Consider the following 23,350-nt stretch of genomic DNA (forward strand, 5'->3'; position numbering starts at 1 on the left):
GGTTGAGGCCGTTTATGCTTGGTTTTTAGCTGCGCCTACCCGAGGGCGCGATCGGGGAGGATGATCCAGATGACTTTGAGTATGGTTCTTATGCTAGTGCAAGTATTTTTTGCGGTAGTCATAGGCATTTATTTTTGGAATTTGCTGCGTAATCAGAAGAACAATCGCAGCGCGGTCGACCGGGAATCCCGCAAGGAGCTGGATAAGCTCCGCAAGCTCCGTTCGATCTCCTTGACCAAACCGTTGTCGGAGAAAACAAGACCCGCTACGATCACGGACATCGTCGGGCAGAAAGAAGGACTGCGGGCGCTTAAGGCGGCTCTTTGCAGCAGCAATCCCCAGCATGTACTCGTATACGGGCCGCCGGGAGTCGGCAAAACCGCCGCCGCGCGGGTGATCTTGGAGGAAGCGAAAAAAAATAAGCTTTCTCCGTTTCGTCTGGACGCCAAGTTTACGGAAATCGACGCGACGACGGCCAGATTCGATGAACGAGGCATCGCCGATCCGTTAATCGGCTCCGTTCACGATCCGATCTATCAAGGCGCGGGGGCGATGGGAGTCGCCGGGATTCCGCAACCTAAGCCGGGAGCCGTAACGAAAGCGCACGGAGGAATTTTATTTATCGACGAGATCGGAGAACTGCATCCGATTCAGTTGAACAAGTTGCTGAAAGTGCTCGAGGACCGTAAGGTGTATTTGGAAAGCGCGTATTATCATGCGGAAGATACGAATATTCCGATGTACATTCACGATATTTTCCAGAATGGGCTGCCAGCGGACTTCCGGCTCGTCGGCGCGACGACAAGGTCGCCTGGCGAGCTTCCTCCGGCGTTGCGAAGCCGGTGCATGGAAGTGTATTTTCGTCCGCTGCTGCCCGAAGAGATCGCGCAAATCGCCGAGAACGCCATCCACAAGATCGGCTTTTCGCCCCGTCAGGACGCGCTGGACGTCGTCAAGCGTTATGCGACGAACGGACGCGAGGCAGTCAATATTATTCAATTGGCGGCAGGATTGGCGCTTTCGGAAAATCGGGATGAATTATCAGCGGCCGACGTCGAATGGGTAGTCAATAGCAGCCAGCTTCCTCCGCGTCCGGACCGGAAAATACCGACCAAACCGCAAGTCGGTTTCGTGAACGGATTGGCGGTTTACGGGCCGAGCATGGGGGCGTTGCTCGAGATCGAAGTGACGGCGATTCCCGCTTTGCCAGGCAAAGGTCAATGGAACATTACGGGCGTCGTGGAGGAAGAAGAATTGGGCGGCGGACAAAGAACGTTACGTCGCAAGAGCATGGCCAAAGGCTCGCTAGATAACGTGCTGACCGTGCTCAGGCGCAATGGCTTCCAGCCGGAGAACTTCGATCTGCACATTAACTTCCCGGGAGGAACGCCGGTAGACGGTCCTTCCGCAGGCGTTGCGATGGCGGTTGCGATCGCGTCCGCTATGACGAAGCAACCTATCGACAACAAGATCGCCATGACGGGCGAGGTTAGCATTCACGGTGCGGTTAAGCCGGTAGGAGGTGTCGTCGCCAAAGTCGAAGCCGCGTTTCAATCCGGGGCCGATACGGTTATTATCCCTAAGGAAAACTGGCAGGCGATCTTCGAAGGCCTTGAAGGCGTGCGGGTCATCCCGGTCGACCGGATGGAGGACGTTTTCCGCCACGTGTTCGGGGATCAGTTGGCTTGGGTGGAAACGAAGTGGCAACAGAGCGAGTTGCCCGTTGCGGCGGACGCATTCGCAGCCGCGCCCGCAGGTTCGGTATTGCATGCGGGGACCGCTCAGACCAAGCCTCCGGCGCTTGACGGAACACCTCGCCGGATCGAAGGGTAATGCACGACAATTTCGAGAGCCGCCGATTCCGGAGGCTCTTTTTTTGCGGCGAGCGAATACATTTGATACAATGACTGAAGTGTTTGAAATCGTTCCAATACTGCGAGGTGCGTCAATTATGGGTTCGAGCAAACAAAAGAGTCGTTCCATTCCCCTGCTACCCTTAAGAGGGCTACTCGTGTATCCCAGCATGGTGCTTCATTTGGATGTAGGCCGGGAGAAATCCGTTAAAGCTTTGGAGCAATGCATGATCGACGACCATATGATCTTGCTATGCTCGCAATCGGAGATCAATATCGAGGAACCGACGCAGGAAGATATCTATCAAGTCGGAACCATCGCCAAAGTGCGCCAAATGTTGAAGCTTCCCAACGGAACGATCCGGGTTCTGGTGGAAGGCGTCAACCGGGCGGAGATCGAACAATATTTACCTAACGACGAATTCTACGAGGTGCTGGCCCACGAGCTTCATGAGGGCCAAACGAACGATTCCGAGTTAGATGCGCTTATGCGCGCCGTTCTAAGCCAGTTCGAGCATTATATCAACCTATCCAAGAAGGTGACTCCGGAGACGCTTGCCGCCGTGTCCGATATCGATCAGCCGGGGAGATTGGCCGACGTGATCACGAGTCATCTGTCGCTCAAAATAAAAGATAAGCAGGATATTCTCGAAACCGTCGAGGTTCGTCCCCGTCTCGAGAAGCTGCTCGACTTCCTGAACAACGAGCGGGAAGTGCTGGAACTGGAACGCAAGATCAGCCAGCGTGTCAAGAAGCAAATGGAGAAGACGCAGAAGGAATATTATCTTCGCGAGCAGATGAAGGCGATCCAGAAGGAGCTCGGTGAGAAGGAAGGCCGCGCAGGCGAGGTGGAAGAACTCAGAGCGCAGATGACCGAAGCCGAGCTTCCGGAGAAAATCGCGGCCAAGGTCGAGAAGGAAATCGACCGTCTGGAGAAGATGCCGGCATCTTCCGCCGAAGGCGCGGTTATCCGCAACTACGTCGAATGGTTGTTGGCGTTGCCTTGGACGAAGATGACGGAAGACGATCTGGACATCTTGAACGCGGAGAAAATCTTGAACGACGAGCATTACGGATTAGAGAAGCCGAAAGAGCGCGTGTTGGAGTATTTGGCCGTGCAGAAGCTCGTCAAGAAGCTGAAAGGACCGATTCTTTGTCTAGTCGGCCCTCCCGGCGTCGGAAAAACTTCGTTGGCTAAATCGATCGCTAAGTCGCTCGGACGAGAATTCGTTCGAGTCTCTCTTGGCGGCGTCAGGGACGAAGCGGAAATTCGCGGTCATCGCCGGACTTACGTCGGCGCGATGCCGGGCCGTATTCTCCAGGGAATGCGCAATGCCGGTTCGGCGAATCCCGTGTTCCTGTTGGACGAGATCGACAAGATGGCGATGGATTTCCGCGGAGATCCGTCCTCGGCGTTGCTCGAGGTTCTCGATCCCGAGCAGAATACGACGTTCAGCGACCATTACGTCGAGATGCCTTTCGATCTTTCCAACGTTATGTTCGTGACGACGGCTAACGTCGTTCATAATATCCCGAGACCGTTGCTCGACCGGATGGAACTGTTGCAAGTTCCCGGTTATACGGAGCTTGAGAAGCTGCAAATCGCCGAGCGCCATCTTCTGCCGAAGCAGAAGCGCAATCACGGGCTGGAGGAAGATCAGCTCGAGCTGAATACCGACGCCCTAATGGCGCTTATCCGTCATTACACGAGGGAGTCCGGCGTGCGGAACATGGAGCAGCAATTGGCTTCGATCTGCCGGAAAGCGGCGAAGGCGATCGTCGCGAACGCCGAAGCCGCTCCGTTCGTCGTCGATGAAGAGAAGCTTAAGGAACTGCTCGGACCGCCGCGGTTCCGCTACGGAATGGCGGAGCAAGAAGACCAGATCGGCGCCGTAACCGGACTCGCTTGGACGGAAGTCGGCGGAGATACTCTCGTGATCGAAGTCACGGTCATGCCGGGAAGCGGAAAGCTGACGTTAACGGGCCAACTGGGCGACGTGATGAAGGAATCGGCCCAAGCCGCGTTCAGTTATACGCGCAGCCGGGTGAAAGAGCTGGGCATCGATCCGCAATTCCACGAGAAGAACGACATTCACGTTCATATTCCCGAAGGAGCGATTCCCAAAGACGGTCCTTCGGCGGGCATCACTCTCGCCACGGCGCTTATCTCGGCCTTGACGAACCGCAAAGTATCGCGCGAAGTCGCCATGACCGGAGAGATCACGCTGCGCGGTCGGGTGCTTCCGATCGGCGGATTGAAAGAGAAGTCGCTTGCGGCTCATCGCGCCGGAATTACGAAGGTGCTCATGCCTAAAGACAACGAGCGGGATTTGCGCGACATACCGGAAAGCGTACGGGAGAAAGTAACCTTCGTGCCGGTTGCCCATATGGACGAGGTACTGCTGCATGCCTTAACCGACCCATTCGCTCCGCTATCGACGGCGGAGGGACAAGAGGATGAAGGGTTGAAAGCGGGGGCTCCCACGATTCAACCCGCGGTAAACGAAGAGCGGGAGGATACTCCTCCTCTGGGCACGCACTGACAAGAAGTACAGAAGGCACATCGATAGGAGAACTTTCGTCATATGAAAATCAAGCAAACCGAATTTGTCATTAGCGCGGTCGGTCCGGCCCAATATCCGGAGGACGGACTGCCGGAAGTGGCTTTGGCCGGCCGCTCCAACGTAGGGAAGTCATCCCTGATCAATAAGATGCTGTTGCGCCGTAACTTAGCCAGAACGAGCCAACAGCCGGGCAAGACGCAAACGCTCAATTACTACAAAATCAACGGGGAATTATTCTTCGTTGATTTTCCCGGTTACGGATATGCAAGGGTATCCAAGTCCGAGCGCGAAGCCTGGGGTAAAATGATCGAACGGTATTTAAGAGGACGCGAGCCGCTGAAGCTGGTGCTTCAACTCGTCGACCTGCGGCATCCCCCTTCGGCGGAAGATCAACGGATGTATGAATGGTTATCGCATTATGAGATTCCGATGACTGTCGTCGCCACCAAAGCGGACAAAGTGTCGCGTTCCCAGTGGCCGAAACACATGAAGATCATCCGCCAAAGCTTGGGAATGCCCGGTCACGTACCCTTGGTTTTGTTTTCCTCGGAAACGGGTCAAGGAAGAGACGAATTATGGAGCATGATCATGGAATCGGCAGGAATACCGCTTAATCCCCCCTCTGAACCCCCTAACATCGTGCAGGAAACAGAGGATAACGGGTAAAAAGTTGGCAGGATCGCGGGAGGAATCGATTTTTGCGCGTTTTTTCCCGGAAAATCACGTTCAGGCGAGAGGAAACGGCGTGAGAATTCGCGTATAATATAATTTAGTTATCGAGTAACACAATCGCTAGACAATGGGAATTGAGGAGATTTTATGGCTCGACGGGTAGCCACGGAGTATGTCAATGCCAGCCTGACACTGACGGAAGCCGAAATGCCAAGATTGATCTCGATGTGCGAGATTCAACAGCTTCGACTGCAAGTATTCGTAATGGATAACGGTAATCAAGAGGTTGTACTGGAAGAGGATGCCGGCGGAGAATCCATCCGCATGACATTCGAACGAGCGAACGGGCAGTACCGTTGCGTACTGACGTGCCGAGTCGTTCAACCGAAACTGACCAACGCGCTGCGTAAGCTCGTTTCATCTTTCAAAGGCGACGCGGTCGTTAATCGGATTTACGAAGGTTTTACGATGATTTACCATTATATCCAAGGTCAAGTCGCAAGAATCGTGGAGAGCAACGGAGAACTTCTTAGAACGGTATTCGAGCATAGGGATACGTTAGGCCGATTGGAATCCCAGTTTAATTTATATTCGGTCGAGGAAGAAATCAACCGTTTGCGCGGTTCGGTAAACGAGTTACTGGACATCCGCAACCAGACGAAGGAAAAAGAACTTATCGACGAAATCGACCAAAGATTGAAATACCATAGCCGCATGTTATTTTCGCTGGAAGCCTAAAGCGATTACGGATCATGCAAATGCAGGAGAAAGAGCCATCTCGATGGCTCTTTTCTTTTGGACGCGTACCGACGTCCCGTGGACGACGAAGCTATTTTTAATTGGAGGATGAGGCACTTATCGCTGTGCGTTCGCATAATTTAGGACGTGAAAGCCGCACTCTCCCGCTATAACGTAAGAACGGAGAAAACCTAGACGGGGCGCGGAAAATTTGGATTTTTTAACCTACGAAAAAAACTATTGCATTTACCCCGGATAGATGTTATTTTTAGATTCGTTGACAACTCAATACAATAGGAACCAGGATTCACTCAAGGAATGCGGTGAGAGCAAATTCCCTCCAAGTGAATGACGTAGGTCCTAGCGGATGAAATCAGTTACACATTTTATTCCTAGGAAGGGGGAACCGAAAGATGGAATATTCGACTTTCGGACGGCACGTTGCGGTTGATACATGGGGAGGAAACATTGATTTACTGAACAGTGCGGAACTTCTCCAATCGCACATGGTGGAAGCGGCCGAAGCATGCGGCGCGACCGTGCTCTCGGTTCAAGCGAAACAATTCGAACCGCAAGGAGCAACGGTATTGGTCTTGCTATCGGAGAGTCACATCTCCATTCACACGTACCCTGAGAAAGGTTTTGCCGCGATAGACTGTTATACTTGTGGCGAAACGGTGGATCCTCAAGCGGCAATCGATTATCTTGTCGACGTTCTGAAACCGGAAAAAACATACGCGAAGAAATTGATCCGCGGACTCGGTGAGTTGCAAGTGGAAGAACCGATGATGAAGCAGGTCGAATTCGTTAAATAAGGATCGGCAATGAAGCCATGAGGGATTAACTCATGGCTTTTTTTATTTCCGGGAGCGAGCGCCTACCGGACAGTCTCGTCGATGTTAATGGCTTCGGGAACTTGCAGCGCTTCCCGCTTTTCGATATACAAGTTATCGGTGAAACCGTATATGGTTTTCAATTCGTCAAGGAACGTCCGGGCCTCGGCCTCGGTACCATAGTAACCGGCCTCCACGAAGAAGGTGCCTTGCCTATCCTTCAACGTGCGAACTCCTTCTATACCCAGCAGCGTTTCTTCGTAAATTCCTTGCGATTCTCCGAAAGGCGAAGAAGCGGTTCGAACGGAATATACGGGCGGCGGGCTTGTTTCGGATGTGTCCGGCTTGAGCGTTAGAACGACTTGCGCGGGCTCTTTGAATTCTTTGACCTCGTACACGACGTTTTTCTTTAATGTAATATTAAAACGAACGAGCGAATCGTCGAGCGAAACGACGAGATAAGCGTCTTCGATCAGATCGCTTTTCAATAGGGCGGCCAAATCCTGCTCGGCCGTAAAGCGTCTAACTCCCCCAATGGCAAAAGTCATCGTATTCGGATATTCGCTGTAACGGACGCTGAAAGAATTGACGTGTTGCTGGTTTTGATTATTTTGTTGGAAATGGATCGCGATATGCTCGAGGTCGTCTTTCTTTTGCAGCGAAATGACGTTGATGTCGGTGCTGTCCGTAATGACGCCGCCACCGGCGCTGCCTTGGTTAAACTGCAGTATACGCACCAATTTGCCTAGCCCGGGAACGTCTTCCAAGCTGCTTGCGAGAGCGGGCATCGTATTCACGCTGACGGCGAACAAAATGAACAAACCTGCCGCAGTAGCGGTAAAGCGTGTTACCCACCGGTTCGTTCGCTTCTGTCTTTGACGCTTGCGTTCATTGCGAGCCCGCTCGATAGCCGCTTCGGTTACGGCAGCAAGCTGTTCCGGAATGACGATTTCATCATATGCTTTTTTTAACGGATCTAATTGCTTATTCATCGTCTTCACCTTCCCTCAGATCGACGTTCAGCTTGGCTAAAGCCCGATAAACGGTGGATTTCACCGTGCTAAGCGGCCAATCGAGAATATCCGATATTTCTTTTAAGGGCAAATCTTCGAAGTATCTCAGAATGATAACCGTTTTCGATTTCTCGTCGAGACTATCCATTGCTTGATGTAAATCGATATGTTGTTCCGTTTGCTCGGGAACGTACTCAGCTTCGATATCGCTGTCGATATATACCGTTTTTTTCGCTTTGCGAATAAAATCAAGCGCGTAATTGACGGCGATCTTCGTTAGCCATGTGTTGAAATATTGCGGCTCCCGGACTTTATGAACGGATATCAAAGCGCGATACACCGTTTCCTGCACGATTTCCAGCGCGTCGTCCCGGTTCCGCACATAGGTGTAAGCGATACGGTACAGTCGATCTCGCTGGGTCGCCATAAGCTTGGAGAAGCTATCGTCATCGCCGGCAATCGCTTTTTTCACCAATTCGGTTTCATTCACAATCCCGCGCGACCTCCTTTTAAGTAGATACACCTCGTTTTAGGCTCTCCTGCACAGCTTCGATCATTCAGGTATTTCAGGTATTTCAGGTAACGCCTACGAAGAAGAAAGCGGCGTTGCACAACGCCGCCCAAGTCTCCTATGCAAGATCGAACGTTAGTTTGTCGACAGCTTCGCCGCTCTCTTGATCTAAAGAGAACAACTCTAACGTAAGGGGCTGATCTCCGTTCAGCTTGGCCGTCGGAATGGTTATGGTTTGATTAACTTTCCCCCAGTCGGGTGCGCCGATCGAGGCCGTGCCGAAGCCCGTGGTAATTTCTTTTTCTCCTTGCTTTACGACGTAATTGTACGTACCCTCGAACATCCGCGCCTCGCCCTTTATTGAATACTTAAGCGACGCCGGAGCAATCTTCATGTTGCGGAAAGACTCGTTTTCGGATTTGGCGCTGCTTGTCCCCAAAGTAAGCGGGATGTTGACTTTACGTACCTGCTTGCCGCTTTCCTGATCGATTTCATACAGTTCGATAGTGAGGGGATCATGTCCCGACAGCTTTTTTACCGGAACGGCAATTTTCTGGTTTACTTCGCCCCATTCAGGCCCCCCCATCGAAGCGGTTCCGAAGCCCGACGCGATGATTTTCCGGCCTTGTTTAATGGCGTAGTTATAAGTTCCTTCGAACACTCTTGCTTCCCCTTGAAGGTCGAAGATCAGGGATTGCTTATATGCGGCAACGTTGCGGAATGAATCGTTGTTCGTTGCAATTCCGACGTTAAGGTTCGGTTTGGGAAGCTTGGCTTGGTGCTGAATTTCTTGCATGACGATTTGTTTGGCTTGCACGGTATTGCGGTCGGCGATCGTCGTTGTCAGAAAACCGATAAGCGTAGATCCCGCTATGACCGATGCCGCGATTGTCCCGATTGCTAATGTTTTGTTCATATAAAAAATCTCCTTTTTGGCTTTCGCCTTGTTTATTTTTTGTTGAACCATGGTTACGGCGCGCTTCATGAAGTTTACAGAGGTTAGATGGATGAGCAAGGCGAAAAGACGCACGAACTTGAATTCCATTTTCTTCTAGTCGGATAAACGGCTGGATAGGCGGTACGATTCTCATGGCCTTCAGGAATACGAATGGAACAAATCGCCGACAATAGAAAAAATGCGCTTAACGCGGTTTTCATAAAGTTTTCATATTTAAGGGCAAAGTGGCTGTCCAATTGTGCTATAATAATCGATGACATACAGGCTAGCCCTTACTCCTACGCAGAAAGTCAGGTGAATGCTCATGCATCTAATCGTTGTCGGATTAAACTACCGTACGGCCCCCGTCGAGATGAGGGAACGTTTTGCGTTGTCCGAACGCGAGATGCCGCTTGCCTTGCAAGCGTTGAAGCAGACAACGGGCATTCTCGAAGGCGTAATCGTGGCAACTTGCAACCGGACGGAATTGTACGCGGTCGTGGACCGGCTTCATCTGTGCGGACATTATATCCGCGCCTTCATGGAACAGTGGTTCAATATTCCGCGCAAGGAATTTAACTCTCATCTCTATATGTACGAAGACGACCGCGCAGTCGAGCATCTCTTCAGAGTCACTAGCGGACTTGATTCGATGATCATCGGCGAGACGCAAATATTGGGACAGGTACGGGATGCTTTCTTGCTCGCGCAAGACCAGCAAGCTACCGGAACGCTGTTTAACCATCTATTCAAACAAGCGATTACGTTGGCTAAACGCGCGCATTCGGAAACATCGGTAGGTGAAAGCGCGGTTTCGGTAAGTTATGCTGCCGTCGAGCTCGGCAAACGGATTTTCGGCCGATTCGACGACAAGAAGGTTATGATCTTCGGCGCCGGCAAAATGAGCGAGTTAACGGCGCAGCATCTTCATGCCAACGGAGCTAAGGAAGTGTACGTCGTTAACAGAACGTTGGAGAAGGCCGAGGAGCTTGCCGATAAGTTTCAAGGCTCCGCGATGACGTTAGATGACGCGATCGCACGCTTGAAGGATGCGGATATCGTGATTAGCAGTACCGGCGCCGAACGGTTCGTCATTACGCGCCAACAAGTCGAAGCGGCTATGTCCGCGCGGAAGAAAAAACCGTTGTTCCTGATCGATATCGCGGTTCCTCGCGACATCGAACCGTCTTGCGGCGATATCCAGAACGTTTACCTGTACGATATCGACGATCTCGAAGGGATCGTGGAATCGAATATGGCTAAGCGTCGCAAGGAAGCGGAAATCATAGAAGACATGATTGCGCTGGAACAGGAAGCTTATCAGCAATGGTATGCAACGCTTGGGGTTAGTCCTTTAATCCGGGCGCTTCAAGAGAAAGCGGCGGCGATTCAGGAAACCACGTTGGAAAGTTTGCTTCGCAAACTTCCCGAACTGGACGAACGTCAAGTGAAGGTCATCCGCAAACTGACCAAAAGCATCGTAAGCCAAGTCATCCATGATCCGATCCTTCGGATTAAGGAATTGGCCGCGGAGAAACGCAGCGACGAGGCGATGAAATTATTCGTTCAATTGTTTGCTTTGGAAGACGAGGTAGCCCACCTGAAGGCGGAAGAGAAAGCCGGAGCGAAAGCCCGCAAAGATAAAATCTCGTCTCCTAAAGGTTTGGAAGCAGCCCCGAGCCCAGCTCTGGACATGGAGAAATTGCTGTCCCAGCTGGCGGGTGCGCTTCGATAACGCAAGGGGAGGCGCTGCCCCCATGGTAACGCAGGATTGGTTAACCGATGCCGTTCTTTATATTTACGCCCTGAGTCTGCTTTTTTTCGTGTCCGACGCCGCTTCCGGCAACCGGAGCGCGAAGAAGGTAGGAACAGGGCTGCTTGTTTTTGTTTGGATTCTTCAAGGAATTTTTATTTTAGTACTGCTGCATGATCGTTTTACCGTCCCTACCTTGACGTTAAGGGATTTCCTATTCATCGTTTCATGGTTGCTCGTCTCGGCATCGTTGATCCTTAATCGCCTCATGAGGGCGGAACTGCTCGTCTTGCTGGTTAACGTCGTAGGATTTGCCGTATTAGCTCTTAATCTGATCGAGCGTCCGAAGCAATCGATGGAGTTGGAGCCTTGGGAAGTTGCCAGACGGCTCTTGATCGTCCACGTAAGCTTGATCACGTTGGCATTCGCGCTGTTGACGATCGCGGCGATACTCGCATTGATGTATATGTTCCTTCATCGCAAGCTCAAAGCGAAGAAGTGGTCGCACGTCATGAGTAGAATGCCGAGCTTGGAGTGGATCGACCAATTCGCTTATAGGACAAGCCTGATTGGCATCCCGTTGCTCCTCCTATCCTTATCTACGGGGACGGTAGCGCTTCTTCTCGACAAAAGCCCGGAGCAGCTTCTGGACGAGAAGGTGTTATTGTCTTTCGGGGCAGCGATACTCTATGTCGTTTATTTGATTAGACGAGTAGCTTCGCTAGACGATGGCGCCAAGTTGGCCGTGTGGAATATGCTCGGATATGCTTTGTTGGTTACGGGATTTTTCGCAAGCTCGTTATCTTCGTTTCATCAATTGTTATAGACGAGCGATAACCGAATACGAAGGGAGTTCGCGCGAATGTCGGACTGGTACCCTATGATGTATAAGATCGCGGGGCGCAAATGCGTCGTGGTCGGCGGCGGCACCGTCGCGGGGCGCAAAGCGGCCGGTTTGCTTGAAGCGCAAGCGAGCGTTTACGTGATAAGCCCGAAGTTGTCCCCGGAGCTGCGAGATTTGGCCGATGCGGGAAAAGTGCGATGGTTGGAAAAAGAAGCGGAGGATAGCGATCTTGATGACGCCGTATTGGTGTTCGCCGCTACGGACGATCCGGAAGCGAATCGCCGGCTTGCGGAGGCGGCCGGAAGCCGGGCTATCCCCGCCAACCTTGCGGATGACGGGGATAAAGGGGACTTTATCGTGCCAGCCGTCTTGAGGCGCGGAGGATTGGTCCTGACCGCCAGTACTTCGGGGGCAGGGCCTGCTCTTGCTTCTCGCATCGTAAGCGAGCTTGCCGAAAGGTACGGCCCGGAATACAATGAGAACGTTGAAGTACTGAGAACGATCCGTTCCATCGTCAAATCGGAAGTGTCGGATCCGGCGGAACGCCGCGCGATGCTGCAAGTTGCGGTTACGGACGAGGCGCTGCACGAATTCCGATCTGCATCTTGGTTGAAAGATATGGACAAGCCGGAGTTGATCGCGCGGCTACGGCAACGAGTAAATGACCGGAAGGGATAGATTAACCCATGCGTAAGATCATCGTAGGCTCCAGACAAAGCACGCTAGCGTTGACGCAAACGAACCAAACGATACAATTGCTGCAGGAACTCTGCGAAAGAGACAATCTAGCGTATACGTTCGAGGTAAAACCGATCGTCACCCGGGGAGACCGGATTCTTGACGTAACCTTATCGAAGGTCGGCGGGAAAGGATTGTTCGTCAAGGAGATCGAAGAAGCCTTGATGAGCGGCGGAATAGATATGGCTATCCATAGCATGAAGGACATGCCGTTCGAACTTCCCGATGGCTTGGTGATCGGAGCGACGCCGAAACGGGAAGATCCGCGGGATTGCTTGATTAGCCGGGATGGCAGATCTTTATCGGAGTTGCCGCTTGGAGCTCGGATTGGAACGAGCAGTCTGCGCAGATCCGCGCAGTTACAGGCATATAGGCCGGATTTGGTTATCGAATCGATCCGGGGAAATATCGACACGCGGCTGCGCAAGCTTGAGGAGGAGGGCTTCGACGCCATTTTACTCGCGGCGGCCGGCCTGCACCGGATGGGATGGAAGGATCGCATAACGGAATATCTCTCTCCCGAAGTTTGTTTGCCAGCCGTCGGGCAAGGTTCTCTTGCGATAGAATGCCGAGGGGACGACGAGGATTTACTCGGCTTGCTCGGCCTTCTGAACGATCGGGCGACTGAACGGACCGTTGCCGCGGAACGCCGTTTGCTCGGTTTGTTGAACGGCGGCTGCCAGGTGCCGATCGGGGCATACGCGCAATTGGAGACGAGTTCCCCGGATTCCGCGATTCTATTGAATGGATTGGTAGCTTCGCCGGATGGCGCGACGATACTTAAGGAATCGGCCGTCGGTTCGGACCCGCGCCAAGTAGGCTCGGATGTTGCGCAAGTTCTGCTTCGCAGAGGCGCTGATCATATTCTAGCTGAAGCGAGGGAATAGTCGAATGGCAAAAGGAAAAGTCTATTTGGTCGGGGCGGGTCCTGGCGACCCGAAGCTGATTACGGTGCGCGGACTGGAAGCTTTGAAGCGGTCCGACGTCGTCGTGTTCGACCGCTTGGCCGGACCTCAATTGCTTAACCATGCGAAACCCGACGCGGAGCGGATTTACGTAGGGAAGCTGCCCGATCGTCATACGATGAAGCAAGAAGAAATCAATCAATTGCTTGTCGATCTCGCGCTCCAAGGCAAAACCGTCATTCGGCTGAAAGGCGGAGATCCGACCGTATTCGGCCGTGTTGGAGAAGAAGCCGGCTTATTGCAGAAATACGGCATTATCTATGAAATCATACCGGGCATTACTTCGGCGATCGCCGTACCGGCTTACGCGGGAATTCCGGTGACGCACCGCGATATGGCTTCTTCCTTTTCCGTCATTACCGGCCATGAAAGTCCGGACAAGCTCGATTTATCGATCTATTGGGATAAGGTCACGAATGCTACCGGCACCCTCGTCTTTCTGATGGGCGTAGCCAAAATCGCTTATATTAGCGAACAATTGATCAAACACGGAAGATCGCCCGATACCCCCGTCGCTCTCGTGCAATGGGGAACTCGCGCGGAGCAAAGAACCGTCGTCGGCACGCTTGCCGATATCGATGAAAGGGTCAAAGCGGAGAATCTCAAGCCTCCCGCGGTCATTATCGTCGGAGATGTCGTTCGCCAACGGGAGACGTTGTCGTGGATCGAGAACAAACCTTTGTTCGGCCAGAGAATTCTCATCACGCGAGCCCGTTCTCAGGCGAGCGAGTTAGTCGCGAAGATCGACGACTTAGGAGGGGAAACTTACGAGTTTCCCGTCATAGAAACGAAGCTGCCGTCTTCGGAGGAAGCGACCAAGGCGATCGAAGAAGCTTTAGGACAAGCCGAGGCATATGATTGGGTCATGCTAACGAGCGTTAACGGAGTCGAGTATTTTTTCCGTTGGTTAGATCGTTACGGGGTCGATATTCGTCGGTTTCATCGGGCCAAGTTCGCCGCGGTCGGTCCGAAAACGGCCGAGGCTCTCGCATTGCGCGGGATAAGAGCCGACCTGTTACCGGAAAGCTTTCGCGCGGAGAGTTTACTGAAGAGCTTGGAAGCTCTCATAGCGCCAGGGCAACTCGCCTTGCTTCCGAGAGGGGATCTGGCCCGCGAGATTTTGCCTAGGGAGTTGAGAGAGCACGGTGTCCGGACGGTCGAGATCGACGTATACGATACGGTGCTGTCCGCTCCGCGCGATTTGTGGCTGCCGGAAATGTTGACCAACGGCGAAATTCACGTGATTACTTTTACAAGCTCCTCTACGGTTGTTAATTTAATCGAAGCGTTGCGACGATTGGGGGTTAGCGATCCTGTCGATGCTTTGCGGAATATCGAGATCGCTTGTATCGGACCCGTTACCGCCAAGACCGCCGAAGATCAGGGATTGCAAGTGACGATCGTTCCGGAGAACTATACGATAGACGGATTAGTGGAAGCGCTGGTGGAAAGACGGCGCATCGCGAAAGGAGAATAACAAATGGCATATCCGATCGTTAGAAATCGCAGGCTGAGAAATTCCGCGGCCTTGCGCAGTTTGGTTAGAGAAACGAATCTCGAGGTGAATGACTTCATCGCTCCGATTTTCGTAACGGAAGGCGAAGGGATTAAAGAAGAAATTACTTCGATGCCCGGCGTTTACCATTGGTCTCTGGATACGATGGAGCAAGAACTTGCGGAAATCGTAGATTTAGGAATACAGGCGGTGCTTCTGTTCGGAGTGCCCGACCATAAAGATCCGCTAGGAACGTCCGCTTACGACGACAACGGAATCGTGCAAAGAGCCACTCGCAAAATCAAATCGTTGTATCCCGAAATCGTCGTTATCGCGGACACGTGCTTGTGCCAGTTTACGGATCACGGACATTGCGGAGTCGTTCATACGACGGAATGCGGTGCGGAGATCGGCAACGACGATTCGCTGGAACTGTTAACGAAGACGGCGGTTTCTCAAGCGAAGGCAGGGGCGGATATCATCGCTCCTTCCAACATGATGGACGGTTTCGTGACGGCAATCCGCCAAGGATTGGACGAAGCGGGATTCGAGAACACGCCGATCATGTCTTACTCCGTCAAGTATTCCTCCGCGTATTACGGGCCGTTCCGCGAGGCCGCTCACTCTTCGCCGCAATTCGGGGATCGCAAGACGTACCAGATGGATCCCGCCAATGCCCGCGAAGCGCTAAGAGAGGCGCAGTCCGACGTGGAAGAAGGCGCGGATTTCTTGATGGTGAAACCGGGTCTTGCTTACTTGGACGTCGTTAGAATGTTGAGGGATCGTTATTCGTTGCCGATCGTCGTATATAACGTCAGCGCGGAGTATTCCATGGTGAAAGCGGCCGCTTTGCAAGGGTGGATTAACGAGAAGGAGATCGTGCTGGAGACTTTAACCGGCATGAAACGCGCGGGTGGGGATTTGATCATCACTTATCATGCCAAGGATGCCGCGCGTTGGTTGCAAGGTAGATAATTAAGGGCTTAAGGTTGTAAGGGCTGGCTTTAACCGCGAAGCTTCAATAAATTTAGCTTATACTCGTTGATGCCGAACTGCAGAACGCCGCGGGATTCCAATTCGCGAATTACTTCGGAAAGTACGGCCTTGTTCACTCCAGCCATCTGAGCGAGTTCGTCGTAATTCAGCGACATGGGGATGGAGATGATATTCCCGCTTCGCTTGCCGTTCTTGTTGGCCAACGATATGAGGTTCTTGAGCACCCGGGTGCGTCCGTCGAGGAAGGTCAGATCGTTCACGTGTTCGTTCGTCGTGCGCAACCTGCGGCACAGCTCGGCTAGAATGCCTCTGGTGATATCGAAATGGGCTTGCATCAACTCCATGAATTGTTCGGAGCTGAGCTCCAGCAGGGTCGTCGTTTCCAACGTTTGCGCGGAAGCGGAACGAGGACGTCCGTCAAGCAAGGATAATTCCCCGAAGCTTTCGCCGGCGTTGACGAGAGAGAGTACTTTTTCCTCTCCCGAATTGCTTTTGGTGAATAGCTTTAAGGAGCCCGACAGGACGACGTAGAAGGTCAATCCCATCTCCTTCTCGTGAAAGAGAATCGTTCCCGGCTTCAGCGTGCGCCTATGGGATATTCTAAGAACATGCTCGAGCTGTTCATCGTTCAAGTTATCGAAAAGCGATACCTTCTTTAACCATTCGATCATCGATATCTCTCCTGCTCTACTTAGGTACGGTAGGTATATGATATTTCCTAAGTTTACCACAGCCTTTTCCAATTCTGATAGTAGGACGTGACGAAGATGAGCGAAAATCATCGAAAACGCGTGGAAACACGCTCCAAAGCAGCGTTCGAACGCGCGAAAAATGTCATTCCGGGCGGCGTTAATAGCCCTGTTCGCGCATTTAAATCCGTAGGGCTTACCCCTCTGGTTATCGAAAGAGGCGCGGGAAGCCGGATCACGGATATCGACGGTCAAACGTATATCGATTACGTGCTGTCCTGGGGGCCTTTGATCGCCGGTCACGCCCATCCTGAAGTCGTTGAAGCGATAAAGAAAACCGCCGAAAAAGGAACGAGCTTCGGCGCGCCTACGGAACTGGAGACGATGATGGCCGAGCTCGTATGCGAGCGGGTTCCGTCCGTAGATATCGTGCGCATGGTCAACTCCGGAACGGAAGCGACGATGAGCGCGCTAAGATTAGCCCGCGGCTACACGAAACGGAGTAAGATTCTGAAATTCGAAGGCTCTTACCACGGACATGCGGACAGCTTACTCATTAAAGCGGGTTCGGGCGTAGCTACTTTGGGATTGCCGGATAGCCCGGGCGTTCCCGAGAGCGTCGCGGCGCATACGTTAACGGTGCCTTATAACGATCTGGCATCGGTTAAGCTGGCTTTCGAACGATACGGCGAGGAGATCGCCGCGGTGATCGTAGAGCCGATCGCGGGCAATATGGGCGTCGTGCCTCCGTTGCCGGGGTTCTTGAGCGGCTTGCGCGAGGTCACTAGCCAATATGGCAGCTTGCTCATATTCGACGAAGTCATGACCGGATTCCGCGTTCATAAAAACTGCGCGCAAGGTTTATACGGCATTACTCCGGATTTGACGTGTTTAGGCAAAGTCATCGGCGGAGGTTTGCCTGTCGGCGCTTACGGCGGCCGCAGGGAAATCATGGAGCACATGGCTCCAGTGGGCCCGATCTACCAGGCCGGGACGTTGTCCGGTAATCCGCTAGCCATGGCAGCCGGTTATACGACGCTGAAGCTGATGACCGATGAGGCCTATCAACTGCTGGAACGTCAATCCGTGCGCCTGCAGGCGGGGCTTGAACGCAATGCTCGGGAAACCGGAATTCCGATGACCATCAATCGGGTCGGCTCGATGGTTTGCCCGTTCTTCACGGACAAGCACGTCATCAATTACGACGTTGCCAAGACCGCGAATACGGAACGGTTCCGCACCGTTTTCCGTAGGCTTCTGGATTATGGCGTGAACATAGCGCCGTCTCCGTTCGAAGGCTGGTTCGTGTCCATCGTACACTCCGACGAGGACATCGATTTAACGATCGCCGCTCATCGGGCGGCTTTGGAGAAGCTTTAATAGAGAAAAGGGACTTTCCGCCGGCTTGGAGCTGGCGGGGGGTCCCTTTTGCGTGGTTCGGTCGCGGGAAGGCTGATGGGAAAGTAGATAGAACAGTCAGTGTGAAGGTAGATGGGAGGGCTTATGAGAATCTAGACAGGAAGTTGGTCGGGAGGGCCGAATGGAGGCGATTTGGATGGGCTAGAGTGCCTACTGTGGCGGAAGTGTCCGATTTAAAGCGGCAGGACCGCTCTAAAAGGTCACAGGAGACGGATTTGGCTGATTTAAAGCGGCAGGACCCGCAATAAACAAGAAACGACCAAGGTTTGGCCAACCGGCAACGGGGGAGAGAGTACTCTCAGTGTGCAAAAGTCAGCGTCATGCTTCAGGTGGTGTGTGTAGAGTACTCTCACTGCGCTACAGTCAGCGTCGAGCATCGGATGGTGTGTGTAAAGTACTCTCAGTGCGTCACAGTCAGCGTCGAGCATCGGATGGTGTGTGTAGAGTACTCTCAGTGCGTTACAGTCAGCGTCAAGCATCAGGTGGTGTGTGTAGAGTACTCTCAGTGCGTTACAGTCAGCGTCAAGCATCAGGTGGTGTGTGTAGAGTACTCTCAGTGCGTTACAGTCAGCGTCGGGCATCGGATGGTGGGTGTAGAGTACTCTCAGTGCGCTAAAGTCAGCGTCGGGCATCGCCGTGCTAGAGTAGCCTATTCGGCTAAAAATTCGCCGATTTAAACCGACCCAGCCGGGCTAAAGCGTCCCAACCAGTTCCTCCCCCGCTCAATAGCGGGAAGAGCGCCAGCCTGCCCTCCCCCGCTAACCCCCGCGCAAAAAGCCGGGGGTTGTTTGCATTTTCAGTCATGCCTGCCTATCGACGGCATATAGATAATTAGTGAATTGTAAAGGGCCCGATCGAAACAAATCGAGCCCTTATGCCGAAAGGAGGACTTCGTCGTGACGGACCAGTTGAACGGGCTACGATTCGATATTTACGAACGTGTGCATCTGCCTGACGATGTAGCCGCGATCGAAGAGTTGGAAGAAATCGAATTAGTGCCCCATATGCAGGCGCTGCCCCAGGACGATCAAGTGTTGTTGAGAGGTCATTTGTTATTGTCGGGAATTTATCGGTCCCAGGATTCCGCGGGCGTATCCCAATTGGAGCACTGGATACCGGTGGAGATCTCGTTGCCTCTGAACCGTATCCAGAGCGTCGAGGAGCTTGCGGTGGAAATCGATAATTTCGATGTAGACTTGCTTACGACGCGATCGCTAAACGTAACGGGCGTGCTGGCGCTGAGAGGATTACAAGTTCAATCGGCTCAAAGCCCGATTTGGCGGGACGACAGTTTCACGGTCGTTCATCAAGCCGAGCAGGAAACCGAGGAGCAACAAGCGAGTTACCGACAAGACCGTGACCTGTATGAAGTAGTGAGCTCGGAGGACCTGTCGGCCGACGATTACGCATCCGAGTCAGAGACGGAGCTGATCGAACAGGATCGGGAGGATGCTTGGGGGCTTCAGTCCGAGACGGATGCAATCGCTCTAGAGACGTCTGCTCAGAAGGAAAATAATTGGTTGTCCATGTTTCAGAATTTAGAAGAGTCGCGGAAAGAAGAATCGATTGATTTCAATCCGGAATTTCAGTCGGAGAACAAGCCGATCGAGGAATCCTCTTGGGGAGACGTGACAAAGGAACGGTTGGTCGAAGACGTGCTTCTTCAGGAATCCAGCTTTGGATTCGCTTCCGAACCGATCATCGAACCGGAAGATAAGCCTGATGTGAAAGTAGCATTGGGAGGAAAGGCTTTGGATGCCGTGCAAGCGCAATCCCAATCCCAATCCCAATCCCAATTCGGGGTCGGACTTCTGTCCCAATTGGGCGATAAGGGCGCGAAACGGGAAGCGGAGCTTCGTATTCTAGAGGCAGCCCAAGCCGAGGAAAAAGCGCAGCAGGCTAGCCAGTCCGCTCAGAGTTCGGGCGACGAGTTGGAATGGACGCGGTTGTTCTTGAATAATGGCGCGCAGGCGCAATCCTTCCGCAAGGTGAAAATGTGCATCGTCCAGCGCGAAGAAACGCTCGACCTGATCGCCAACAGATACAATGTGCAGCCGAGGGAACTTCAGTTGTACAATCGCCTAAACGAACCTTACTTATCGGAAGGGCAAGTGTTGTATATTCCATAGGATCGTCCATAATCGATGTTTAAGCTGAACCTCGTATCGTTTCGACGGGGTTCGGCTTTTCCGTATTTTCAACGAAAACGCATTGTTTGGCATAAGGACCGGGACGAGCTTCAGTATAACAAACGGCATCGGATTTCGTCCGTATTGACTCTCCTTCGGACGGCGGGTAGAATAGGTAAGAAAGACACGGATAGGGAAGAGTACGGGTTAAACCCTTCAGAGAGCGGAACCGCTGTTAATTAGCGCTGCGAGGTTCCGCAGGACAACTAACCGCTACCAGTCGCCCTGGAGTTTCCTGCTTGAACGGACGTCCAATTCGGGACTTTCCTATAGAGCCGGACGGTAGCAACCGTTATTTTGCAACGAGTGCCGTTGCGGCGAGAGATGCCCAGCGGAACGAAGGTGGTACCACGGAAGTTTACCTTTCGTCCTTTGCGACGGGAGGTTTTTGTGTTTTTTTAAGCAACTTTACGAGGGAACTCCCTCGGTTAAAGTAGTCGAAATGATGCCTTATGGAGGTTGTGTCTGTCATGTCCGAATCCCAAGAACGCCTTAACGTCGAAATGCCGACGACTTATGATCCGACCAGCGCGGAACGCAAATGGTATGAGCATTGGTTGAGCAACGGGTATTTTCAAGCGGGACTTCGTCCCGACGCTCCCAAATATACCATCGTTATCCCGCCGCCGAACGTGACCGGAATGCTTCATATCGGCCATGCGCTTGATTTTACTTTGCAGGATATTCTCATCCGATTTAAGAGGATGCAAGGATACGACGCATTGTGGTTGCCGGGCACCGATCATGCCGGCATCGCAACCCAAACGAAGGTGGAGCAGAAGCTGCGCGAAGAGGGCAAGAGCCGCTACGATCTCGGGCGCGAAGCTTTTCTGGAGAAAGTATGGGATTGGAAAGAGCATTATGCGGGTACGATTCGCGAACAGTGGTCGAAAATGGGGCTTAGCCTCGACTATTCGCGCGAACGTTTCACGTTGGATGAAGGACTGTCCAAAGCCGTACGCGAAGTATTCGTGAGGTTGTACGACAAAGGCCTCATCTACCGCGGCAAAAGAATCATTAACTGGGATCCCGCGGCACGTACCGCTCTCTCGGATATTGAAGTCGAATATAAAGAAGTGAACGGGCACCTATATCATTTACGTTACCCTCTGGCAGACGGAAGCGGACATATTACGGTCGCGACGACGAGGCCCGAGACGATGCTAGGCGATACCGCGGTTGCCGTTCATCCGGAGGATGAGCGTTATAAACATCTGATCGGCCGAATGATTATGCTTCCGATCGTCAATCGCGAAATTCCGATCATCGGAGACGAGTATGTCGAGAAGGAGTTCGGAAGCGGCGCGGTTAAGATTACGCCTGCTCATGACCCTAACGATTTCGAAGTCGGCGCGAGGCACGTTCTCCCGCAAATCACGGTTATGGACGAAGGCGGGCGAATGAACGAGAACGCCGGTCCATACCAAGGGATGGATCGCGCGGATTGCCGCAAAGCGATCGTTAAGGATATGCAGGAGCAAGGAATCTGCATTCAAATCGAAGACCACGTTCATCAAGTCGGTCATAGCGAACGTTCAGGCGCGGTCGTCGAGCCGTATTTGTCCACGCAATGGTTCGTGAACATGAAACCCCTTGCCGAGAAGGCGATCGAAACGCAGAAATCGGGGCAAGGCGTTAACTTCGTGCCGGATCGCTTCGAGAAAATCTATTTGCACTGGATCGAGAACGTCCGCGACTGGTGTATTTCCCGTCAGCTATGGTGGGGCCATCGGATTCCGGCTTGGCACCATGAAATCACGGGCGAGATCCATGTAGGCGCCGAAGCACCCGAAGGAGCGGATCAACCGGATTCTCCTTGGAAGCAAGACAACGATGTCCTGGATACTTGGTTCAGTTCGGCGCTATGGCCGTTCTCCACTTTGGGTTGGCCGGAAGATAGCGAAGATTTCAAAAATTACTATCCGACCGGGGTTCTCGTAACGGGTTACGATATTATTTATTTCTGGGTCGCCCGGATGATCTTTACCGCGCTCGAATTCACGGATCGGATCCCTTTCAAGGACGTTCTGATTCATGGTCTTGTCCGCGATGCGGAAGGCCGCAAAATGTCCAAGTCGTTAGGCAACGGGGTCGACCCGCTCGAAGTTATCGAGAAGTACGGCGCGGACGCGATGAGATTCATGATTTCCACGGGTAGCACGCCGGGACAGGATTTGCGTTTCCGGTTCGAGAAAGTCGAGCAAGCGCGGAACTTCGCCAACAAGATTTGGAACGCGTCCCGGTTTGCCCTAATGAACCTGGAAGGCTTCACGTTCGACCGAATCGATCTCGGCGGCGAGCTCTCGACCGCGGACCGTTGGATTTTGCATCGGTTCAACGAAACCGCCCGCGACATCACGCGGTTAATGGAAAACTACGAGTTCGGAGAAACCGGACGATTGCTCTATAACTTTATCTGGGACGACTTATGCGACTGGTATATCGAGTTCTCGAAGCTTACGCTTTACGGGGACAATCCGGCCGCCAAACAAAGCACGCAATCCGTATTGGCTTACGTGCTTGATCGTACGTTACGCTTGCTGCACCCGTTTATGCCGTACCTTTCCGAAGAAATCTGGCAGCATCTGCCTCACGAGCCGGGAGAGACGATCATGCTGTCCGCATGGCCGGAGTATCGCGCCGACTTCGAAGCGGCGAACTCGCTTAAGGAAATGGAGCTGTTGATGGAAGCGATTCGGGCGGTACGCAACGTGCGTGCGGAAGTAAACGTATCGCCGGGCAAGAAAATCGAGCTGCTGCTTAAACCGACGGGAGAAGCGGAAGAAGGGATTTTCCTCCGGAACGAGATTTACGTGCAACGCTTCTGCAACACTTCTTCTTATACGCTGGATAGGGCATTAACCCCTCCGGACAAAGCGATGACCGCTATCATTACGGGCGCGGAGCTCTTTTTCCCGCTAGCGGGCCTTATCGATATCGCTCAAGAGATCGCTCGGTTGAACAAAGAGGTCGACAATCTCAACGCGGAAGTGGATCGCGTGGAGAAGAAGCTTTCCAATGAAGGTTACATCGCCAAAGCGCCGGCTCACGTTGTCGAGCAAGAACGAGCCAAAGGCCAAGATTACAAGGATAAACGGGATAAAGTACTCGTAAGAATCGCGGAGCTGCAAGGATGAAGAA

Annotated in this window: 18 protein-coding genes; 14 read left to right on the forward strand and 4 right to left on the reverse strand. The window is 52.8% G+C overall.

All coding sequences use genetic code 11. The features are described from left to right. The first annotated feature begins 69 nt into the window (after positions 1-69). From lonB to speD, 5 genes are all read left to right on the forward strand, one after another. On the forward strand, positions 70-1,833 hold the full coding sequence (gene lonB / locus HH215_RS00305) for an ATP-dependent protease LonB (protein WP_169278078.1): 1,764 nt from the start codon (positions 70-72) through the stop codon (positions 1,831-1,833). Positions 1,834-1,951: 118 nt separating this feature from the next. Further along, complete coding sequence (gene lon / locus HH215_RS00310; protein WP_169278079.1) at positions 1,952-4,396, forward strand: endopeptidase La; 2,445 nt, start codon at positions 1,952-1,954, stop codon at positions 4,394-4,396. Positions 4,397-4,438: 42 nt separating this feature from the next. Next, positions 4,439-5,083 (forward strand): ribosome biogenesis GTP-binding protein YihA/YsxC, encoded by a 645-nt coding sequence (yihA, locus tag HH215_RS00315; RefSeq protein WP_169278080.1) that lies wholly within the window; start codon positions 4,439-4,441, stop codon positions 5,081-5,083. A gap of 153 nt (positions 5,084-5,236) precedes the next feature. Further along, complete coding sequence (locus tag HH215_RS00320; RefSeq protein ID WP_169278081.1) at positions 5,237-5,827, forward strand: non-ribosomal peptide synthetase module; 591 nt, start codon at positions 5,237-5,239, stop codon at positions 5,825-5,827. Between the two features lie 413 nt (positions 5,828-6,240). Next, entirely contained in the window at positions 6,241-6,642 is a 402-nt protein-coding gene (gene speD, locus HH215_RS00325; RefSeq protein WP_169278082.1) for an adenosylmethionine decarboxylase, read from the forward strand. A gap of 62 nt (positions 6,643-6,704) precedes the next feature. Here speD and HH215_RS00330 read toward each other — a convergent pair whose 3' ends face one another. The 3 genes from HH215_RS00330 to HH215_RS00340 form a co-directional block, all read right to left on the reverse strand. Beyond that, a complete protein-coding gene (locus HH215_RS00330; protein ID WP_169278083.1) occupies positions 6,705-7,652 on the reverse strand; it encodes a DUF4179 domain-containing protein in 948 nt (315 codons plus the stop codon). Next, positions 7,645-8,163, reverse strand: a complete 519-nt coding sequence (locus HH215_RS00335) for a sigma-70 family RNA polymerase sigma factor (protein ID WP_169278084.1) — start codon at positions 8,161-8,163, stop codon at positions 7,645-7,647. Before HH215_RS00335 ends, HH215_RS00330 begins: the two co-directional genes overlap by 8 nt. Positions 8,164-8,302: 139 nt before the next feature. After that, positions 8,303-9,100 (reverse strand): Gmad2 immunoglobulin-like domain-containing protein, encoded by a 798-nt coding sequence (locus HH215_RS00340; RefSeq protein ID WP_169278085.1) that lies wholly within the window; start codon positions 9,098-9,100, stop codon positions 8,303-8,305. 346 nt (positions 9,101-9,446) lie between these two features. Here HH215_RS00340 and hemA point away from each other — a divergent pair, with 346 nt between their 5' ends. The 6 genes from hemA to hemB are packed head-to-tail and all read left to right on the forward strand — an operon-like array spanning position 9,447 to position 15,891. After that, entirely contained in the window at positions 9,447-10,856 is a 1,410-nt protein-coding gene (hemA, locus tag HH215_RS00345; protein ID WP_169278086.1) for a glutamyl-tRNA reductase, read from the forward strand. Positions 10,857-10,878: 22 nt separating this feature from the next. Continuing rightward, entirely contained in the window at positions 10,879-11,700 is an 822-nt protein-coding gene (gene ccsA / locus HH215_RS00350; RefSeq protein WP_169278087.1) for a cytochrome c biogenesis protein CcsA, read from the forward strand. 36 nt (positions 11,701-11,736) lie between these two features. Further along, positions 11,737-12,396, forward strand: a complete 660-nt coding sequence (locus HH215_RS00355) for a precorrin-2 dehydrogenase/sirohydrochlorin ferrochelatase family protein (protein WP_169278088.1) — start codon at positions 11,737-11,739, stop codon at positions 12,394-12,396. An 8-nt stretch (positions 12,397-12,404) separates the two neighbouring features. Next, a complete protein-coding gene (hemC, locus tag HH215_RS00360) occupies positions 12,405-13,343 on the forward strand; it encodes a hydroxymethylbilane synthase (protein WP_169278089.1) in 939 nt (312 codons plus the stop codon). Positions 13,344-13,347: 4 nt separating this feature from the next. Next, complete coding sequence (gene cobA, locus HH215_RS00365) at positions 13,348-14,898, forward strand: uroporphyrinogen-III C-methyltransferase (RefSeq protein ID WP_169278090.1); 1,551 nt, start codon at positions 13,348-13,350, stop codon at positions 14,896-14,898. A gap of 3 nt (positions 14,899-14,901) precedes the next feature. Beyond that, positions 14,902-15,891: a porphobilinogen synthase gene (hemB, locus tag HH215_RS00370; protein WP_169278091.1), complete on the forward strand. Its 990-nt coding sequence runs from the start codon at positions 14,902-14,904 to the stop codon at positions 15,889-15,891. A gap of 29 nt (positions 15,892-15,920) precedes the next feature. Here hemB and HH215_RS00375 read toward each other — a convergent pair whose 3' ends face one another. After that, complete coding sequence (locus tag HH215_RS00375; RefSeq protein ID WP_169278092.1) at positions 15,921-16,583, reverse strand: Crp/Fnr family transcriptional regulator; 663 nt, start codon at positions 16,581-16,583, stop codon at positions 15,921-15,923. Between the two features lie 96 nt (positions 16,584-16,679). Between HH215_RS00375 and hemL the strand changes: the two genes are divergently transcribed. The 3 genes from hemL to HH215_RS00390 all read left to right on the forward strand — a co-directional run bounded on the left by hemL (position 16,680) and on the right by HH215_RS00390 (position 23,346). Further along, positions 16,680-17,981: a glutamate-1-semialdehyde 2,1-aminomutase gene (gene hemL, locus HH215_RS00380; protein ID WP_169278093.1), complete on the forward strand. Its 1,302-nt coding sequence runs from the start codon at positions 16,680-16,682 to the stop codon at positions 17,979-17,981. Positions 17,982-18,916: 935 nt separating this feature from the next. Further along, a complete protein-coding gene (locus tag HH215_RS00385) occupies positions 18,917-20,149 on the forward strand; it encodes a LysM peptidoglycan-binding domain-containing protein (RefSeq protein WP_169278094.1) in 1,233 nt (410 codons plus the stop codon). Positions 20,150-20,679: 530 nt separating this feature from the next. Further along, complete coding sequence (locus HH215_RS00390) at positions 20,680-23,346, forward strand: valine--tRNA ligase (RefSeq protein ID WP_169278095.1); 2,667 nt, start codon at positions 20,680-20,682, stop codon at positions 23,344-23,346. Positions 23,347-23,350 lie beyond the last annotated feature (4 nt).

It is taken from the genome of Cohnella herbarum (assembly GCF_012849095.1).
Classification (GTDB): domain Bacteria; phylum Bacillota; class Bacilli; order Paenibacillales; family Paenibacillaceae; genus Cohnella; species Cohnella herbarum.

Coding starts and splice junctions, on each gene's coding strand:
- lonB (WP_169278078.1), top strand. CDS start 70: ATGACTTTGAGTATGGTTCTTATGCTAGTGCAAGTATTTTTTGCGGTA.
- lon (WP_169278079.1), top strand. CDS start 1,952: ATGGGTTCGAGCAAACAAAAGAGTCGTTCCATTCCCCTGCTACCCTTA.
- yihA (WP_169278080.1), top strand. CDS start 4,439: ATGAAAATCAAGCAAACCGAATTTGTCATTAGCGCGGTCGGTCCGGCC.
- HH215_RS00320 (WP_169278081.1), top strand. CDS start 5,237: ATGGCTCGACGGGTAGCCACGGAGTATGTCAATGCCAGCCTGACACTG.
- speD (WP_169278082.1), top strand. CDS start 6,241: ATGGAATATTCGACTTTCGGACGGCACGTTGCGGTTGATACATGGGGA.
- HH215_RS00330 (WP_169278083.1), bottom strand. CDS start 7,652: ATGAATAAGCAATTAGATCCGTTAAAAAAAGCATATGATGAAATCGTC.
- HH215_RS00340 (WP_169278085.1), bottom strand. CDS start 9,100: ATGAACAAAACATTAGCAATCGGGACAATCGCGGCATCGGTCATAGCG.
- hemA (WP_169278086.1), top strand. CDS start 9,447: ATGCATCTAATCGTTGTCGGATTAAACTACCGTACGGCCCCCGTCGAG.
- ccsA (WP_169278087.1), top strand. CDS start 10,879: ATGGTAACGCAGGATTGGTTAACCGATGCCGTTCTTTATATTTACGCC.
- HH215_RS00355 (WP_169278088.1), top strand. CDS start 11,737: ATGTCGGACTGGTACCCTATGATGTATAAGATCGCGGGGCGCAAATGC.
- hemC (WP_169278089.1), top strand. CDS start 12,405: ATGCGTAAGATCATCGTAGGCTCCAGACAAAGCACGCTAGCGTTGACG.
- cobA (WP_169278090.1), top strand. CDS start 13,348: ATGGCAAAAGGAAAAGTCTATTTGGTCGGGGCGGGTCCTGGCGACCCG.
- hemB (WP_169278091.1), top strand. CDS start 14,902: ATGGCATATCCGATCGTTAGAAATCGCAGGCTGAGAAATTCCGCGGCC.
- HH215_RS00375 (WP_169278092.1), bottom strand. CDS start 16,583: ATGATCGAATGGTTAAAGAAGGTATCGCTTTTCGATAACTTGAACGAT.
- hemL (WP_169278093.1), top strand. CDS start 16,680: ATGAGCGAAAATCATCGAAAACGCGTGGAAACACGCTCCAAAGCAGCG.
- HH215_RS00390 (WP_169278095.1), top strand. CDS start 20,680: ATGTCCGAATCCCAAGAACGCCTTAACGTCGAAATGCCGACGACTTAT.